This is a genomic window from Nocardioides secundeburneus (assembly GCF_039939255.1).
Taxonomy (GTDB): Bacteria; Actinomycetota; Actinomycetes; order Propionibacteriales; family Nocardioidaceae; genus Nocardioides.
The window spans coordinates 76,006-92,518 of record NZ_JBDUUE010000009.1 but is presented as its reverse complement, the minus strand read 5'-3'; the positions used below and the strand labels follow the sequence as shown (position 1 = coordinate 92,518).

At 73.3% G+C, this 16,513-nt stretch carries 17 protein-coding genes and 2 tRNA genes; 8 read left to right on the top strand and 11 right to left on the bottom strand.

Features of this window, described 5'->3' with window-relative positions; genetic code table 11:
* Positions 1–7: 7 nt before the first annotated feature.
* The 3 genes from ABFT23_RS21920 (at position 8) to ABFT23_RS21910 (ending at position 2,480) form a co-directional block, all read left to right on the top strand.
* Positions 8–1,453: an aminopeptidase P family protein gene (locus ABFT23_RS21920; protein WP_347899116.1), complete on the top strand. Its 1,446-nt coding sequence runs from the start codon at positions 8–10 to the stop codon at positions 1,451–1,453.
* Positions 1,454–1,498: 45 nt separating this feature from the next.
* A complete protein-coding gene (locus ABFT23_RS21915) occupies positions 1,499–2,317 on the top strand; it encodes a hypothetical protein (protein WP_347899114.1) in 819 nt (272 codons plus the stop codon).
* An 87-nt stretch (positions 2,318–2,404) separates the two neighbouring features.
* Positions 2,405–2,480: transfer RNA gene (locus ABFT23_RS21910), tRNA-Arg, on the top strand.
* Positions 2,481–2,490: 10 nt separating this feature from the next.
* Here the strand turns inward: ABFT23_RS21910 and ABFT23_RS21905 are convergent.
* From ABFT23_RS21905 to ABFT23_RS21885, 5 genes are all read right to left on the bottom strand, one after another.
* Positions 2,491–2,988 (bottom strand): TspO/MBR family protein, encoded by a 498-nt coding sequence (locus tag ABFT23_RS21905; RefSeq protein ID WP_347899112.1) that lies wholly within the window; start codon positions 2,986–2,988, stop codon positions 2,491–2,493.
* A 138-nt stretch (positions 2,989–3,126) separates the two neighbouring features.
* Positions 3,127–3,690, bottom strand: coding sequence for a manganese efflux pump MntP (locus ABFT23_RS21900; protein ID WP_347899110.1), 564 nt, complete (start codon positions 3,688–3,690; stop codon positions 3,127–3,129).
* Between the two features lie 236 nt (positions 3,691–3,926).
* Positions 3,927–4,949, bottom strand: coding sequence for an adenosine deaminase (locus ABFT23_RS21895; protein ID WP_347899108.1), 1,023 nt, complete (start codon positions 4,947–4,949; stop codon positions 3,927–3,929).
* Between the two features lie 41 nt (positions 4,950–4,990).
* Positions 4,991–5,713, bottom strand: coding sequence for a DsbA family protein (locus tag ABFT23_RS21890; RefSeq protein WP_347899106.1), 723 nt, complete (start codon positions 5,711–5,713; stop codon positions 4,991–4,993).
* A gap of 4 nt (positions 5,714–5,717) precedes the next feature.
* Positions 5,718–6,266: a MauE/DoxX family redox-associated membrane protein gene (locus tag ABFT23_RS21885; RefSeq protein ID WP_347899104.1), complete on the bottom strand. Its 549-nt coding sequence runs from the start codon at positions 6,264–6,266 to the stop codon at positions 5,718–5,720.
* A gap of 90 nt (positions 6,267–6,356) precedes the next feature.
* On the opposite strand from ABFT23_RS21885, the gene orn reads away from it, so the two are divergent.
* Positions 6,357–6,983 carry an oligoribonuclease gene (orn, locus tag ABFT23_RS21880; protein ID WP_347899103.1) on the top strand — a complete coding sequence of 209 codons (627 nt, stop codon included), beginning with the start codon at positions 6,357–6,359 and terminating at the stop codon, positions 6,981–6,983.
* A gap of 91 nt (positions 6,984–7,074) precedes the next feature.
* Positions 7,075–7,150, top strand: a tRNA-His gene (locus ABFT23_RS21875).
* Between the two features lie 51 nt (positions 7,151–7,201).
* Here ABFT23_RS21875 and ABFT23_RS21870 read toward each other — a convergent pair.
* Positions 7,202–7,843: a response regulator transcription factor gene (locus ABFT23_RS21870; protein ID WP_347899101.1), complete on the bottom strand. Its 642-nt coding sequence runs from the start codon at positions 7,841–7,843 to the stop codon at positions 7,202–7,204.
* Positions 7,833–9,233, bottom strand: coding sequence for an ATP-binding SpoIIE family protein phosphatase (locus ABFT23_RS21865; RefSeq protein WP_347899099.1), 1,401 nt, complete (start codon positions 9,231–9,233; stop codon positions 7,833–7,835). The genes ABFT23_RS21870 and ABFT23_RS21865 overlap by 11 nt, the downstream gene beginning before the upstream one ends.
* 157 nt (positions 9,234–9,390) lie before the next feature.
* Between ABFT23_RS21865 and ABFT23_RS21860 the strand changes: the two genes are divergently transcribed.
* Positions 9,391–9,699: an STAS domain-containing protein gene (locus tag ABFT23_RS21860; RefSeq protein ID WP_347899097.1), complete on the top strand. Its 309-nt coding sequence runs from the start codon at positions 9,391–9,393 to the stop codon at positions 9,697–9,699.
* Here ABFT23_RS21860 and ABFT23_RS21855 read toward each other — a convergent pair.
* A complete protein-coding gene (locus ABFT23_RS21855) occupies positions 9,696–11,564 on the bottom strand; it encodes a GAF domain-containing sensor histidine kinase (RefSeq protein ID WP_347899096.1) in 1,869 nt (622 codons plus the stop codon). The genes ABFT23_RS21860 and ABFT23_RS21855 overlap by 4 nt on opposite strands.
* Before the next feature lie 147 nt (positions 11,565–11,711).
* Here ABFT23_RS21855 and ABFT23_RS21850 point away from each other — a divergent pair, with 147 nt between their 5' ends.
* Positions 11,712–12,149 (top strand): GNAT family N-acetyltransferase, encoded by a 438-nt coding sequence (locus tag ABFT23_RS21850; RefSeq protein ID WP_347899094.1) that lies wholly within the window; start codon positions 11,712–11,714, stop codon positions 12,147–12,149.
* Here the strand turns inward: ABFT23_RS21850 and ABFT23_RS21845 are convergent.
* From ABFT23_RS21845 to ABFT23_RS21835, 3 genes are read right to left on the bottom strand one after another with little or no spacing between them, the layout of a single operon-like run.
* The gene (locus ABFT23_RS21845) at positions 12,113–12,664 is read right to left on the bottom strand and encodes a GNAT family N-acetyltransferase (protein WP_347899092.1); all 552 of its coding nucleotides are present in this window, start codon (positions 12,662–12,664) and stop codon (positions 12,113–12,115) included. The genes ABFT23_RS21850 and ABFT23_RS21845 overlap by 37 nt on opposite strands.
* Positions 12,661–14,541 carry a penicillin acylase family protein gene (locus tag ABFT23_RS21840; protein ID WP_347899091.1) on the bottom strand — a complete coding sequence of 627 codons (1,881 nt, stop codon included), beginning with the start codon at positions 14,539–14,541 and terminating at the stop codon, positions 12,661–12,663. Before ABFT23_RS21840 ends, ABFT23_RS21845 begins: the two co-directional genes overlap by 4 nt.
* A gap of 31 nt (positions 14,542–14,572) precedes the next feature.
* A complete protein-coding gene (locus tag ABFT23_RS21835; protein WP_347899090.1) occupies positions 14,573–15,523 on the bottom strand; it encodes a pirin family protein in 951 nt (316 codons plus the stop codon).
* Positions 15,524–15,666: 143 nt separating this feature from the next.
* Between ABFT23_RS21835 and ABFT23_RS21830 the strand changes: the two genes are divergently transcribed.
* Complete coding sequence (locus ABFT23_RS21830; protein ID WP_347899088.1) at positions 15,667–16,509, top strand: DUF1295 domain-containing protein; 843 nt, start codon at positions 15,667–15,669, stop codon at positions 16,507–16,509.
* Positions 16,510–16,513: the final 4 nt, after the last annotated feature.

The window sequence follows — 16,513 nt, the reverse complement described above, 5'->3', positions numbered from 1 at the left end:
GGCAAACGTGACTGAGAAGGTGACCGACGAGACCGTGCCCGCCGAGGTCCAGACGCCCTCCACGGGGCTCAAGGTCGAGGGCCACGACCCCGCCGTCCCGGCGGCCTACTCGGCGTTCATGCGCGACGGGTGGGACGACGCCCCGACCGCCGTCCCGCGCGCCGACGTCGCCGACCTGACCGCGGCCCGCCGGGCCCGGCTGGCCGCGCTGTTCCCGGGCGAGCGGCTCGTGCTGCCGGGCGGCGAGCCGAAGGTGCGCTCCTACGACACCCACTACCGGTTCCGCGTCGACACCGCGCACGCCTACTTCTGCGGCAACCAGACCAGCGACGCCACGCTCGTCATCGACGACGGCGAGGCCGTGCTCTACGCCCGCCCCCGCTCGGGCCGCGACACCGACGAGTTCTTCCGCGACCGCGACTACGGCCAGCTGTGGGTGGGCAAGCGGCCCTCGCTCGACGAGCTGTCCGACCGCCTCGGCCTGCCGGTACGCCACGTCGACCGGCTGAGCGACGCGCTGTCGGGCTCGCGCAAGACCCGGGTGCACCGCGGCGTCTCGCTCGGCGTCGACCGCCAGGTGGCCGGCGACCGCACCACCGACGACGACTTCGCGCGCGTCATCTCCGAGATGCGCCTCGTCAAGGACGACTGGGAGGTCGACCAGCTGCAGGAGGCGTGCGACATCACCACCCTCGGGTTCTCCGACTCCGTCGCCGAGTGGGACCGCGTGCTGCAGTACGGCGAACGGTGGATCGAGGGCACCTTCTTCCGTCGCGCCCGCGCGATGGGCAACGACATCGGCTACGACTCCATCGTCGGCGGCGGCAGCCACGCCACCACGCTGCACTGGATCGACAACGACGGACCGATCACGCCGGGCACGCTCGTGCTGCTCGACATGGGCGTCGAGGGCCGCAACCTCTACACCGCCGACGTCACCCGCACCCTGCCGGTCGACGGCCGCTTCACCGCGCTGCAGCGCGACCTCTACCAGCTCGTGCTCGATGCCCAGGACGCCGGATTCGCCGTCGCCCGGCCCGGGCAGCCGTTCATCGGCATCCACGAGGCGGCGATGTCCGTGCTCGCCCACGGCCTCGACGACCTCGGTCTGCTGCCGGTGCCGGCCGAGCAGGCGCTCGACCCCGCGTCGAAGGTCTACAGCCGCTGGACGCTGCACGGCACCAGCCACATGCTCGGCCTCGACGTCCACGACTGCGGCCAGGCGGCCCCGGAGAACTACAAGGAGGCGACCCTCGAGCCGGGCATGGTGCTCACCATCGAGCCCGGCCTCTACTTCCAGGACGACGACCTGCTCGTGCCCGAGGGCCTGCGCGGCACCGGCATCCGCATCGAGGACGACGTCCTGATCACCGGCGACGGCCACCGCAACCTCTCCGCCGCGCTCCCCCGCGGGGTCGAGGAGATCGAGTCGTGGATGGACGGGCTCCGCTAGCCGCCCGCAAGGGCACTGCAAGCAGCGCCGACTAACCTCCGAGGCGTGAACTCCCGCCTCCGCACCCGTGCCCTGGGCCGCCGTACGACGGCCGCCTCCGCCGCCCTGCTCCTCGGGCTGAGCCTCGCCGCCTGCGGCAGCGACGACTCCGACTCGAGCGACGACGCCGACGACGACCGCTCCTCCCAGTCGGCCGATCCCTCCGACTCCCCCGACGAGACCGACGACGCCGACGAGACCGACGACGCCGACGCAGGTTCGTCCGACGGGCCGTCCGACGACGACCTGGCCGCCGCGCTGATCACCAGCAGCGAGGTCCCGCCCGGTTTCGAGCAGCAGCCCGCCGACGAGGAGGACGACGAGGAGAACAACACCTTCGCCGGCACCTGCTTCGAGTCGCTCGGCAAGTTCAGCGACGCGCTCGGCGTCGACGACGTCGCCGAGGCCGAGACGGAGTTCCTGCAGGAGAGCCAGACCGCGCAGGCCGGCGTCAGCGGTGAGCTGCACTTCTACGGCACCGACGCCGACGTCGCCGGCACGTTCGCCGACTTCACCGACCAGCTGCGCCAGTGCACCGAGGTCTCCACCGCCCTCGACGACGGCACCCAGGTCGACCTCGCCATCACCTACGACGACGGCGCGGGCGTCACCGGGGCCGACGACGAGCTCGGCTTCACGATGAGCGGCACCATCGCCGCCGGCGGGCAGAGCTTCCCGGTCGCCTACCGCTTCGAGGTGGCGCTGCTCGGCGACATCGTCTCGCTGATCAGCACCTACACGCTCGGCGCCGCCGACCCGGCCGTGCTCGACAGCGCGCCCCAGCTCGCGACGCTCCAGGGCGAGCGGGTCGCCCAGCTCGGCTGACACCGGTGTGGTCGTCGTCCGGCCCGGCGCGCGTCACCCACGTCGCGTCGGAGCCGGGCGACCGTCCGCCTAGACTGGCGTGCCGTTGCCCCCGTGGCGCAACGGATAGCGCAGCGGCCTTCTAATCCGCGGGTTGCAGGTTCGAGTCCTGCCGGGGGCGCCAGATCCGCTCGTCAGTTCATCGACCAGATCGCGGCATTGAGCGCGGTGGCGAAGCCGACCCACGCCAGGTAGGGCACCAGCAGGAGCGCCGCGACCCGTCGGCGCGTCCAGAAGAGCGCGATGGTCACGCCGACGGCTCCCAGCAGCACCACGATCTCGACGAGCGCGAGCCCGTAGCGGTCGGCGCCGAAGAACAGCGGCGTCCAGGCCGCGTTGAGCACGAGCTGGACCGCCCACGCGGTGAGCGAGCGATCCCAGCCGACGACCCGCCAGGTCAACCAGGCGGCGACGGCGATCAGCACGTAGAGCACCGTCCAGACCGGGCCGAACACGCCGCTGGGCGGCGCCCACGACGGCTGCTCCAGCGCGGCGTAGGTCGAGCCGGCGGACGACGCCGCGAGGCCGCCGAGACCGGCCGCGGCGAGGACGGCGAGCCCGAAGCCGAGCGGGGCCAGCCAGGTGCGGGGGCTGGGGCCCGAGGAGGAGACGTGCGGCGAGGCGGCGGACATGTCTCCAGGGTGCCCCGGCACACCCGGCGCGCCTCCACCGCGGGGGGGTGGGCGTCGCGTCACAGTGGGACCGGCCCCGTCGAGTATGAGTCGACGGGGCCTCGTACGTCCCGGCCCGGCCCCGCCCGGCGTCCCGGCTCAGAGCACGCCGGTGTGCTCGAGCAGGATCTTGACGCCGATGCCGATGAGCACGAGCCCGCCCACGACCTCGGCCGGGCCGCGGAAGCGCACCCCCGCCCGGTGACCGAGCACGACGCCGACGGCGGTGAGGCAGAACGTCGTCACGCCGATGAGCACGGCGGCGCCGGCCACGGAGACGTCGAGGAACGCGAACGAGATGCCGACCGCGAGGGCGTCGATGCTGGTCGCGACGCCGAGCACCATCAGCTCGCCGAACGGGACCGTGCCGTCGCCCTCCTCCTCGTCGTCGTCGGCGAACGCCTCCCAGATCATCTTGCCGCCGATCGCGGCGAGCAGGACGAAGGCGATCCAGTGGTCGACCGCGGTGACGTAGTCGGCGAACCCGGTCGCGAGGGCCCAGCCGAGCACGGGCATCAGGCCCTGGAAGAGGCCGAAGCACAGGGCGAGCGCCAGGATGCCGCGGCCGGCGAGCCGCTTCATCTGCAGGCCCTTGCCGAGGGCGACGGCGAAGGCGTCGGCCGAGAGGCCGACGGCGATCAGGAACAGGGTGAGGAACGACATCGGGTGCTTTCCGGTTCGGGTGCCGGAGGAACCTGGGGTCGCTTCGGCACGGTGACAGTGCCGAAGGTCTCGTTCACCCGACCAGCCGAGCCGGTCGGGCGGCACGCCGGGTGGCCGTGGCCACCAGTATGTCGACGTACCTCCGCGCCCCGCGAACGGAGCGATGGACGGGAACTACTCCCCTTCGATGGATCCACTGTCCCAGACGACCGGGGCGCGAGGCCAGTCGACGTGGGCTACGACACGCCACCGGCGTGCTCGGCGATCTCGTCGTACAGGCGCGTCTTGACCTCGTCGGGGGCGAACGAGGCCGCGACGCCCGAGCGGGCGAGGTCGGCGAGGCCGTGCTCGTCGAGGCCCAGCAGGTCGGCGGCGATCTCGTACTCGCGGTTGAGCGTGGTGCCGAACATCGGCGGGTCGTCGGAGTTGACGGTGACGACGACGCCGGCCTCGACGAACCGGGCGAGCGGGTGCTCCTCCAGGCTCGCGACGGCTCGCGTGGCGATGTTGGACGACGGGCACACCTCGAGCGGGATCGCCCGCTCGGCGAGGTGGGTCAGCAGGGCGGGGTCGGCGGCGGCCGACGTCCCGTGGCCGATGCGCTCGGCGCCGAGCAGGCGCAGGGAGTCCCAGATCGTGTCGGGCCCGGTCGTCTCGCCCGCGTGCGGCACCGAGTGCAGCCCGGCGGCGACGGCCTGCTCGAAGTGCGGCTGGAACTGCCCGCGTGGCACGCCGATCTCCGGCCCGCCGAGACCGAACGCGACCAGCGAACCGGGCCCGTGGTCGAGGGCGTAGGACAGCGTCGCGTCGGCCGCCGGGACGCCGCTCTCGCCCGGGATGTCGTAGATCCAGCGGAGCACCAGGCCGAAGTCGCGCTCGGCGGCGACCCGGGCGTCCTCGATGGCCTCGGTGTAGGCCTCGATCGCGATGCCGCTCTGCACCGAGGTGTACGGCGTGCAGGTCAGCTCGGCGTAGCGCACGTGCTGCTCGGTCGCCAGCTCCCGGGCGACCTCGTAGGTCAGGTAGCGCACGTCCTCGCCGGTGCGGATCAGCCCGACGACGGCGAGGTAGACCTCGATGAAGTGGGCGAAGTCGCGGAACTCGTAGAACGCTCGCAGGGCGTCGGGCTCCGACGGCACGGTGCCCGGGTGACGCTCGGCGAGCTCGGCGACGATGCGCATCGAGGCCGACCCGACGTGGTGCACGTGCAGCTCGGCCTTGGGCAGCCCGGCGATGAACTCGGCGTGGGTGTGGGTCACCCGCCGGATGCTGCCAGCGGGTGACCCACGGTGCCTAGTCGTCAGCTCTCGAGCTCGTCGAGCAGCGTGTTCCAGTTGGTCAGGGGCTTGCCGTCGACGATCACGGTCGGCGTGCCGGTGATGCCGTTGTCGACGGCCTCCGCGGTCGCCCCGCGGGCGAAGTCGTTCTCCCCCGCCTCGATCAGCGGGCGGATCGTCGCCTCGTCGGCACCGGCCTCGACGGCCTTCTGGACGAACCAGTCGGTGTCGGGGTACTGGGCGGTGTCACCCTCGGCGGGCTGGTCGGCGAAGAGCTCGTCGTGGAACTTCTTGGCGACCTCCGGTCCGGACTCCTGCAGGACGGCGCCGAACGCGCTCACCGACTCGATCGAGTACGGGTCGCCCTCGAACAGGTTGAAGGGGCGGTAGTCGACGTAGACGTCGCCGGCCTCGGCCATGTCGGCGAGCTGCTGGTTGGTGTCGGCCTCGAGCTGACCGCAGATCGGACAGAGGAAGTCCTCGTAGATGACGACCTGGCGCGGGGCGTCGGGATCGCCGATCGTCAGGCCGTAGTCGCTGTCGCCGGCCTGGATGCCGTCGGCGACGTCGCTGCCACGGGTGACGGCGAAGGCGATCGCGGCCGCGACGAGCACCAGGACGACGCCGACCACACCGCCGACCATGAGGTTGCGCTTACGCTCCTGCGCCTTCTTCTGCTTCTCGAGCTCGGCGAGACGGGCGGCGCGCTCGGCGGCCTTCGTCTCGGCCTTGGACTTGCTGGCCACGGGGCTAGACCTCTCCTGTACGGCGATCGGGGCGATGATCGGGGTGACGGTCGTGCGCGACGTCGTCGTCGACGTCGGCACTCACGGTAGAGCGGCGGAACAACAGCGAGTCGAGGGCGAGCCGCCCGGCTCCGACCCTCACGACGAACAGCGACGCCGCCAGCAGCGCGACGTCGCGGGCGATCTCCCACGGGTAGCTCGAGCTCGCGTCGGGGTCGTAGCCCCCGCCGCCGAAGCAGCCGCAGTCGATCTCGAGGCCGCGGGCCCAGGCCGTGGAGATGCCGATGACGAAGGCGAGGAACAGCAACGCCGCGAGCACCGCCGCCCCGCGCGTCATGATCCCGAGCACGAGGGCGGCGCCGGCGACGATCTCGACGGCCGGCAGCCCGTAGCCGATCGGCTCGACGAGCGAGCCGGGCAGCAGGTCGTAGGCGTTGACCGCCGCGACGCTGCCGAGCGGGTCGGCCACCTTGGCCAGGCCCGCCCAGACCAGGACGACGCCGACGACGACGCGCGCGAGCAGCGCGAGCCAGTGGCGCAGGGTCGTCGTCATATCCGCCGACGGTATCCGCCCGGTCTGAGCCCGGCCTGAGAGCCGGCTCGACGGGGCGGACGGCGCCGGGAGGCCGTAGGGTGACCGACCGTGAGTGCCGCCAACGAACGCCTGGTCTGGATCGACTGCGAGATGACCGGTCTCGACCTCGGGGCCGACGCGCTGGTCGAGGTCGCCGCCCTCGTGACCGACTTCGACCTCACCGTGCTCGGCGACGGCGTCGACATCATCGTCAAGCCGCCGGCCGAGGCGCTCGACCAGATGGTGCCGTTCGTGCGCTCGATGCACGAGACCTCCGGCCTGCTCGACCAGCTCGAGCACGGCGTCTCCCTCGCCGAGGCCGAGGAGCAGGTGATGACCTACCTGCGCGCCCACTGCCCCGCCGACAGCCGTCCGCCGCTGGCCGGCAACACCGTCGCGACCGATCGCTCGTTCCTGGCCCGCGACATGCACGACCTCGACGCGTTCCTGCACTACCGCATCGTCGACGTCTCCTCGATCAAGGAGCTCGCGCGACGGTGGTTCCCCCGGGCCTACTTCGCGGCCCCCACCAAGCGCGGCAACCACCGGGCCCTGGCCGACATCCAGGAGAGCATCGAGGAGCTGCGCTACTACCGCGACACCGTCTTCGTGCCCTCCCCCGGCCCCGAGTCGGCGGCCGCCAAGGAGTCGGCCCAGCGTCACGGCGGGTCGCTCACCGGCCTCGGTCCCGCCTGATCGCGGGCCGGGTCCGCAGATTCGGCACCGGAGGCGTCGAAGCACTACACTCCTCGGAGTCCGCCGGTGGCCTGCCGCCGAGCGGGTCCTGGTGGGTATAGCTCAGTTGGTAGAGCGCCGCCTTGTGGTGGCGGATGTCGCGGGTTCAAGTCCCGTTACTCACCCCAGGAAGAGCCCGGTCGAGACTCAGGTCCGACCGGGCTCTTGCCCTGTACGGCTCAGCCTCGCCCGTGCGGTGCCGCTGCCGGGTCGTGACCGGCGAGGCCCTGCTGCACCCCCCACAGCACGGCTTGGGGCCGACGCGTGACGCCGATCTTGCGGTAGGCGGTGCGGATGTAGGTCTTGACCGAGTTGATGCTCAGGTAGAGGTTGCGAGCGATCTCCTCGTTGCTGAGCCCGGAGGTGATCAGCTCGACGACCTGCAGCTCGCGCGCGGTCAGCCCTTCGGGCCGCACCTCGTCGGCGGCCTCGTGCTGGACGTGGTCGCTGACCACGAACCCGGTGAGCCGACCGAGGTGCACCCGCTCGATCGCCTCGACGATCCGCGGCGCCGGCAGGTCCTTGGAGAGCAGGGCCCGAGCGCCGTCGGTGCGGGCCTGCTCCTGGGTGCGTGGGTCGACCGTCCAGCTGAAGCCGATGAGCACCGGCCACCCGGGCCCGGTGCCGGGCCGCAGCCAGTCGGGCAGACCACGGGTCGGGTCGTAGAGCACGACGTCGACGCTCGGCAGCGCCGCGCGCTCGGAGGGCAGCTGCGCCGGGACGACGCGCGCGCCGACCGAGACGATCAGCGTGGCGAGCCCGGCCACCACCAGGGGGGCGTCGGGCGCCATCGCCACCCGCACGGGCCCCTCAGGAGGCATCGTGCGCGATCCCGGCTCGGGTGAGCTCGCGTTGCGCGACCGACCCCTGCCGGGCGCGCAGCTCGACCCTCGTCGGGCCGTGGTCGGTGGCGACGAGGTCGCCCAGGAGCCGTAGTGCCCCGGCCGAGACGGCCACCAGGTCGGACAGGTCGAGGACGACGGGACGCGTGCCGCCACGGGTGGCCAGGCCGAGCTCGTGCCCGACCCGTTCGACCTCGTCGTGCCCGAAGTCACCGGTCAGCCGCAGGCGGTCGGGAGCGTCTCGGTGGATGTCGACCACGGCCTCCGGGGGGTGGACGACGGGGTGCCGGCGCACCGCGACAGGTCGCCCCAGCGGCTGGGACACGCGGCCGCGGGTGCCGTCGGGACCGGTGACGACCTCGAGCCCGGAGACGAGGCCGGCCGCCATGGCCAGCCCTCGGCCGCGTCCGGCCTCGTCGGTCTCCCGGCGCCAGTGGCCGTGGTCGACGACCTCGACGACCACCTCGCCGCTCGGGCGGTGGCAGGCCCGGAGCTCGACCACGGCGTCGACGTCGCGCGCGGGATAGGCGTGCTCGAGGGCGTTGGCGATCAGCTCTCCGGTGGCCTGCACCACCGAGAGGGAGTCCATCGCCGTCGCACCGCAACGCTCGAGCCACTCGCCGAGCTCGTGCCGCGCACGGCGCGAGGCGAGCTCGTCGTGCGGGAGGCGCACCATCAGGTCGGCGGTGCGTCGTCCGGGGAGGCCGGCCGCGACCACCGCGACGACGCCCCTCTCGGCGACGGTCATCACCTGCTCGGACACGGCGTCGCAGGTCGCCTCGAGGCTCTCGGCGCGGTGGTGGTCGAGCTGCGCCGGCAGGTCGGTGACGCCGAGCTCGAGCGCCACGACGTCGCCGTCGGCGAGGGTCTCGAGCGCGACCGACGGCACGACGCCGTGACCGAGCGCGGGGCCGTGGACGCCGAGTCGGCGACCGGCACCCCCGCGCGGCGAGACGACAGGCCCGTCGTGCCCGGCCACCGCGTAGGTCACGACCCGGTCGTGCGGATCGACCGTCGCCACCGCGAGCACGGTGCCCCGGGCATCGGGAGTCATCGCGGCATGGGTCTCGAGGAGCGAGAGCGCCGTGGCGAGGTCGCCGCTGTGCCGCAGCGAGGCGCGGAGGACGGCGGCCGCCGCGGACGCCGCCGCGACGGCGACCATGCCGCTGCCGGGCACCTGCCCGAGCACGAGCGTGAGGCGGCCGTCGTCGGCGGGCAGGACGTCGAACCAGGCGCCGGACGACTCGCCGACGTCGGCTGCGATCGAGAACCGGGCCGCGGTCTCGAAGTCGGGGACCACCGGGACACCAGCCGGCAGGACGACGTCCTGCAGCACCGAGAGGATCTCCTCCATCGGATCGTCGATCACGTGACCTTCTCGCCGCAGTTCGGTAGGGATGTCGGTAGGGGTGGAGGCGGGTCAGGGCGTCCGCCACCGACGATGATCGCCGAGTCCACAGGCTCTCAGAACCCCCACTAGGGGGTCTCACCCCCACGGACGAACACCGTGGCCCTATTCTTCGTGCGTGCCCGACGTCGACTTCGCCACGCACCTCGATTCGGAGCGGTCCTGCCTGACCGTGAGCGGTGAGGTCGACGAGACGATGGCCGACGTCCTGCTCGAGAGCCTCCGGAGTGCGAGCGACGACTTCACGAAACCGCTGACGATCGACCTGAGCGCGGTGACCTACCTGCCGAGCGCGGCGGTCGGCGTGCTCGTGACGTCGGAGCAGAAGGCGCGCTCGCACGGCAACCAGCTCGACCTGGTCGCGGCCCGGGGCACGATCGCCCAGCGCGTGCTCGAGGTCTGCGCCCTGCCGCACCGCACCGACTAGTCCATCCGATCCGTTCGACCGACCGGCAGCCGCACCGTGAAGGTGCTGCCCTCGCCGGGCTCGGAGACGACCTGGATCGAGCCGCCGTGGCGTTGCACGATCGCGCGCACGATGCTCAGCCCGAGACCGGTGCCCGGCAGCGCCAGGGCCGCGGGGTTGGTGGAACGGAAGAACTCCGCGAACAGCCGCGACTGGTCGTCGCGGCTGATGCCGAGGCCGGTGTCGCTCACGACGACGTCGACGACGCGCTCGTCGCGCACCAGGCCGACCGCGACCCGGCCGCCGGCCGGGGTGTACTTGATCGCGTTGGCGACCAGGTTGAGCACGACGCGCTCGAGCTCGTCGGGACGGCCGCGCACGACGAGCGGCTGCTGCGGCGCCGGCTCGACGTCGAGCCGCACCTGAGCCGCCCCCGCGCGCTGGGCCAGCGAACCGACGACGCCGCGCACGACGTCGACGAGGTCGACGTCGAGGCCCGGCTCGTCGAGGTCGTCGGCCTCCCCCGGGCCGCCGGCACCGAGCCGCTTGAGGAGCAGCAGCTCGTCGGTCAGGGTCAGCATGCGCCGCAGGTTGCGCTGCACGACCTCGCGGTAGACGTGCTGCTGGTGCTCCTGCGGCGTGGCGTCCTCGATGAGCTCGAGGTAGCCCATGACGGAGGCGAGCGGCGTCCGGAGCTCGTGCGAGACGGTCGAGACGAGGTCGTGGCGGTACCGGTCGAGCGACTCGAGCCGGGCGATCAGGTCGCGCTCGCGGACGGCGAGACGGGCGCTGACCACCGACTGCCCGAGGTGCCGGGCGATGCGCAACGCCGCCTCGATCTCCTCGCCGGCCCACGTCTCGCCGTCGGTGCGGCCGGTGACGAAGTAGCCGAGGCACTCCTCCCCCGAGCCGATCGGGCACAGCAGCACCTGCTGCACGCCCTGCGGCTCGAGGAACGACATGGCCCCCCGCGCTCCGGCGAGCTGGTCGACGGCGGCCGGTGCGCCGCGCACCCAGCCGGCCCGTCCGTCGGCGACGGGGACGCGCGCGCCGCGACCGGTCCAGTCGGACGACGTGCGCTCCCAGGTGCCGTCGCGGTAGGTGGCGAGCACCGCGTGACCGCGTCGCCAGGCCTCCTGCGCGTCGTCCCGCGCCTGGCGGACGACGGCCTGCGGCGCCGGCGGGGTCTCGAGGGTGCCGACGACGGCGACCGCGCCCTGCTGCCCGACCTCCGCGGAGCCGAGGACGCGCATCCAGAGGAACTCCGCCCCGAGGGCGTCGGCCGTGCGGCGGGCGCTCGCGTCGAGGAGGTCCTGCAGGCCGAGGAACCCGACCCCGGTCGCGATGGCGTGCTGGGTGTCGGCGTCGAGCCGGACCCGGCGCTCGAGCGCCTGGGCCCGTCGGGCGGCACCGAGGGCCAGCCCGGCCAGGTCGGCGTACATCTCGAGCAGCTCGCACGTCGCGCGGTTCGGACGGAGACCGTCGCGGGGCAGGTCGACGGCCAGGATGCCGAGCAGCTCGCCCTCGGGCGAGCGCAGCGGTGCCCGGAGGGTGTCCTCGGGCTGCCACGACCCCGCGGACACCCCGGCCGGGCGGTCGGGCACCCATCCGTCGTCGGCACCCGCCAGGCGGCCGGCGGGGAGAAACAGCAGCGAGCCCCACGACTCGGAGGCCTCGAGCTCGACCTCGATCTCGCTCATCGGGACCCGGGTGCCGAGCAGGGAGTCGCGGGCGTCGTCGTTGCCGGCGACCGAGACCACCTCGAGGTCGTGGCCGCCCGTCAGCCAGCGGATCGCGGCCACCTCGAACCCGACGGCGTCGACCACACCCTGAGTGACCGCGTCGAGCGCCTCGACGAGGTCGGCGCCACTGTTGATCAGACGCATGATCCGATGGATCGGTCGTACGACGCCGATCCGGTGGCCGTCAGGAGCCACGACGCCTCCTGGGGTGCCGGTGGGTTCAGGCGTCAGCGTATGGGACTCCGGCGACCCGTGTGCGCTCGACGTCCGCGGCTCACTACCGTGGACGACGTGCACGACGAGTTCATCGAGGTCGACCCGGCCGGCGCCGTGGCGACCGAGGCCATGGGCCACTACGTCGCCGAGCTCGACGCCCTGTTCCCGTCGGGCTTCGACCCCGGCACCCCGGCGCCGCTCGAGGTGGTCACGGTCGCGCTCCGCGACGGGCGACCGGTGGCGTGCGGCGGCCTCCAGCGCATCGCGCCCGGCGTCGACGAGGTCAAGCGCATGTGGGTCGACGGCTCCTGCCGCGGCACCGGTCTCGGTGGCCGGCTGCTGCGCCACCTCGAGACGCTGGCGGCCGAGCGCGGCAGCACCGCCGTCCGGCTCGACACCAACGGCGGGCTGACCGCCGCCATCGCGATGTACGACAAGGCCGGCTACCGGCGGGTGGAGCGCTACAACAACAACCCCTACGCCGAGCTGTTCTTCGAGAAGACGCTCTCGTAGACGTCGCGGGTCAGGAACCCGAGGCTCGCCGGCTTGGTCGACAGCTCGACCACCTTCTCCATCGTGAAACCCAGCGCTTGCGCGCGCCCGACGGCCTTGGCGTTGCGCGCGTCGGGCTCGACGACCAGGCGGTGCACCCCGGGGTCGCCGAACACGGCGTCGCCGACCAGCGCCGCGACGTCCCAGGTGAAGCCGGGCCGCACCTCGACGGCGGGGGCGAGCATGAGGTGGATGCCGACGTCGCCGTCGCGCACCTCGTAGTGCTCGCCGATCTCCTCGGCCCGCGGGTCGTAGGTCTGGAACAGCCCTCGGCGCTCGTCGCCCTCGCGGACGAGGTAGGCGGCGTGGGTGGGCTGGTCGGTGATCCACCGGTAGATGTCGCGGACCTCGTCGAGCGTGTGGTCCCGCATCATCCAGAACTGCGCGCGGTCCTCGACGACCCACGCGTGCACGGCCTCGACGTCGCCCGAGCCCGGCGTGGGGTCGAGCGGGGTGAGTCGCAGTCGGTCGGTCATGATGTCTCCTCGACGAGCTCGGTCCAGTCGGTGACGATCGGGGCGAGTCGCGCCTCGGCCCACAGCGGCAGCTGGTCGATGTGGTGCTCGTGGCCGGGCAGGCCGGAGGCCCCCATGGGCACCACCCATCCCCCGGCGGTGCGGTCGGCGAGGTCCCAGACGTAGCGGGCCACCGAACCGCGGTAGGCGCCCTCGAAGACGCCGGGCAGCCCGCCCGTGCACCGCACGCAGTCCTGGTCGCCGCTCACGGGCGTGCGCGGCACGGTCGGTGCGTCGAGGTGGGCCACCCCGTCGAAGGCGTGGGTCGGGTCGAAGACGTGGACGTCGCCCCACGGCGCCGGCTCGAGGTCGGCGACGTCGTCGTCGGCCAGCCGGGCCAGCACGGCCAGGTCGATGCCGAGCGGCGTCGTCGCGGCGGCCAGGGCGGGAAGCGCGTGCCCGACCGCGACCGCGACGTCGAACCAGGGCGCGACGACCGGGTCGGGCGCCGGCGCCCGGAGGCCGTCGAAGGCGGGGTGCGCGGCGACGCGGCGCACGAAGGCGGCCCGCCAGGCCGCGAAGGCGCCGGCCGCGAGCGAGTCGGCCCGCATGACGCCGTCGAAGTCGCGCAGGCGCTCGGGCAGCAGGTGCCGCAGCTCGTCGAGCCCGCCGAGCAGCGCGTCGTCGTGGATGGCGGCGAAGTCGTCGGCCACCAGGCCGGTGCGGTCGGCGAGCAGGGCCACGATGCGCTCGCGACGGTGCGGTGGCGAGAACTCCGCACCGAGCTCGGCGCTCTCGGGGCCGCGACGGTCGTTGGCCGTGACGAGCCGGCCGTCGGGGCCGACGTCGACGCGGTGCGGGTCGTCGCGCCAGCCGGTCCAGGCGCCGCCGGCGTCGCGCACGGGCACCCGGCCCGCCCAGCGGTAGCGCACCGTGCCGTGCACGTCGGCCATGACGAGGTTGTTGACCGGCTCGACCCAGGCGTCGAAGGCCGCGTCGACGTCGTCGACGGTGCGCGCCCGCAGCAGCGGCAGCAGCGCCTCGGCGCCGAGGTCGGCGAGCTCGGTCGACGGGCCGCGGAACCCGACCCCCGGCATCACCGTCGGGCCGTCGTGGTCGGGGCCGACGTCGTCGAGGTCCTGGTAGTCGGCCATCGCGTTGGTGATCGCCCAGGCGACGTCGCCGGCGTGGGCGAAGTGCTGCACGCCCGGCAGACCGACGAAGGTGAACCCCACGACGTCGAACCGGTCGCGCTCGTCGTCGGGGTCGTCGCAGGCGAGCCGCACCTGCTGGTAGACGCCGGGCGACTCGAACGTGCGGTGCGGGTCGCCACCGATCATCGGCGCCCCGGACGCCGTGCGCGCGCCACCGACCGCCCAGGCGTTGCTGCCGGCCGGCAACGGACCCTCGTGGCGCAGCAGGTGGGCGTCGTCACCGAGCACCTCCTCGAGCCGGCGCTGCCACAGGACGGGGCCGATGTCGGCGAACATCACCTGCTGGGCGTGGAAGGTCGCGAGCGGCATCCAGGCCGGCCACTCCTGCGCGACGACGCCGGTCGTCGCGAGCTCGGGCACGAGCGTGGCCCGGTCGGCGGTGGTCGGCAGGGCGGCGTTGAGCCCGTCGACGTAGGCGGCGAGGAAGGCCTGCGTCTCGGCGCCGAGCCGGGCGAACGCGCGCTGCGCGGTGTCGACCAGCCGCATGCTGACCGCGAACCGGTCCCAGGCCTCGCCCGTGGTGCCGACGGTGCTCGCCGTCGTCCCGGTGGCCCGTTGGCGAAGCCGCTCGAGCTGCCACGCCCGGTCACGCGCCGTCACCAGCCCCTGCCCGTGCGCGACGTCGGCGACCGAGGCGCCCCGCACGTGCGGGACGCCGCACGCGTCGCGGTAGATCCGAGCCATGTGAGGTGACCCTAAGCCACCTCGGTCGGCCTCAGCCAGGCTGTCCGAAGTCGCCGCGCTGGAAGGACTGGTAGGCCTCGAGCACCTCGGCCTTGGTGTTCATCACGAACGGCCCGGCCCAGGCCAGCGGCTCCCGGAGGGGGCGGCCGCCGACGACGACCACGTCGAGGGACGGCGAGCGCGACTCCTGGGTGCCGTCGGCGGTGACGGTCAGGTAGTCGCCGGCGCCGAGGACGGCGGTCTGACCGGTCCTGACGGGGGCGGCGTCGGGGCCGACGCCGACGGTGCCGTGGCCGTTGAGCACGTAGACGAGGGCGTTGTGCTCGACGGCCCAGGGCAGGTCGAGGCGGGCGCCGGGCTCGACGGTGGCGTGCACGAGCGTCATCGGGGTGTGCGTGGCGCCCGGGCCCTCGTGCCCGTCGACCGAGCCGGCGACCACCCGCACGAGCGCACCGGCGTCGGGGGTGGTGAGCAGGGCGACCTCGCGCGAGCGGATGTCCTGGTACTTCGGGGCGGTCATCTTGGCGTCGCGGGGCAGGTTGACCCACAACTGGATGCCGTGGAACAGCCCGCCCTGCTGCACGAGCCACTCGGGCGGCGTCTCGATGTGCAGGAGTCCGGAGCCGGCCGTCATCCACTGGGTGTCGCCGTTGGTGATCGTGCCGCCGCCCCCGTGGGAGTCGCGGTGCTCGAAGACTCCGTCGATGATGTAGGTGACGGTCTCGAAGCCCCGGTGCGGGTGCCACGGGGTGCCCTTGGGCTCTCCGGGCGCGTACTCCACCTCGCCCATCTGGTCCATCATGATGAACGGGTCGAGGTCCTGGAGGTCGACACCGGCGAAGGCGCGACGCACCGGGAACCCCTCCCCCTCGTAGCCCTGCGGCGCGGTGGTCACCGAGCGCACGGGGCGCGGCTGGTCGCCGAGCCCGGGCGCCGTGACGCGCTCGAGCACGGTGAGGTCGTCGACGGTCTGGGCAGGCATCGTCGGTGCTCCTTCGGCTGGATCCCCGGGGTCCCGATCGGCTCGGGCGGGGTTGCCTCGTCCAACGGTAGTTGAATGTTGCACATTCCCGCCGCCTCCGCCGGGGTGGACCCCGCGGCCGTCGCGGGGACTAGACCGGTCCCATGGCCATCACCGAGTCCCTCGACCGCCGCAACCTGCGCCGGGTCACCGGCGCCTCGGCCGTCGTCGTCGGCCTGCTCCAGGCCGGCACGGCGGCGCTCGCCGTCCGCACCGGACGCCGCGACTACGCCGACGGCGTGTGGGGGCCCGGCCTGGCCGCCGTCGCCCTCACCGGCGCCGCGGTCGGCACCGGCGACCCCTGGCGCCGCTGGGTGCTTGCCGGCGTGACCACCGCGTGGGCGGCCCGGCTCGAGAAGCTCATGCTCGAGCGCTTCGCCGGCACCGACGAGGAGGACGAGCGCTACACCGAGTTCCTCGACGGCGACTCGACGCCGCTCGCCCTGGCCAAGGTCTTCGGCACCCAGGCGCTGGCCCAGCTGCTCGTCTCGGCGCCTCTGCAGGTCGCCGCGGCGAGCTCGCTGCCCCGGGGGCCGCGCCGATGGCTGTTCCCGGCCGGTGTGGCGGTCATGATCGCCGGCGCCGTGACCGAGGCCGTCGCCGACCGCCAGAAGGCGGCGTTCATGGCCGAGAAGTCGCAGGCCAAGGAGCGCGGCGCCGACGACGACGTCCCCGACGAGCTCGAGGTGCTCGACTCCGGGCTGTGGGGCCTGTCGCGCCACCCCAACTACTTCGGCGACTCGGTCGTCTGGGACGGCGCGTGGCTGGCCGCCGCGGCCTCCGCCCCGGCCGCGTGGACCTTCCCCGCGCCCGTCGCGATGTCGTACTTCCTCGTCTACGCGACCGGCGCCAAGCGCACCGAGGACAAGATGGGCGACCGGCCCGCCTACCAGGACTACCAACGTCGCGTCTCGTTCTTCGTCCCGTGGCCCGGCAAGCGCAGCTGAACCC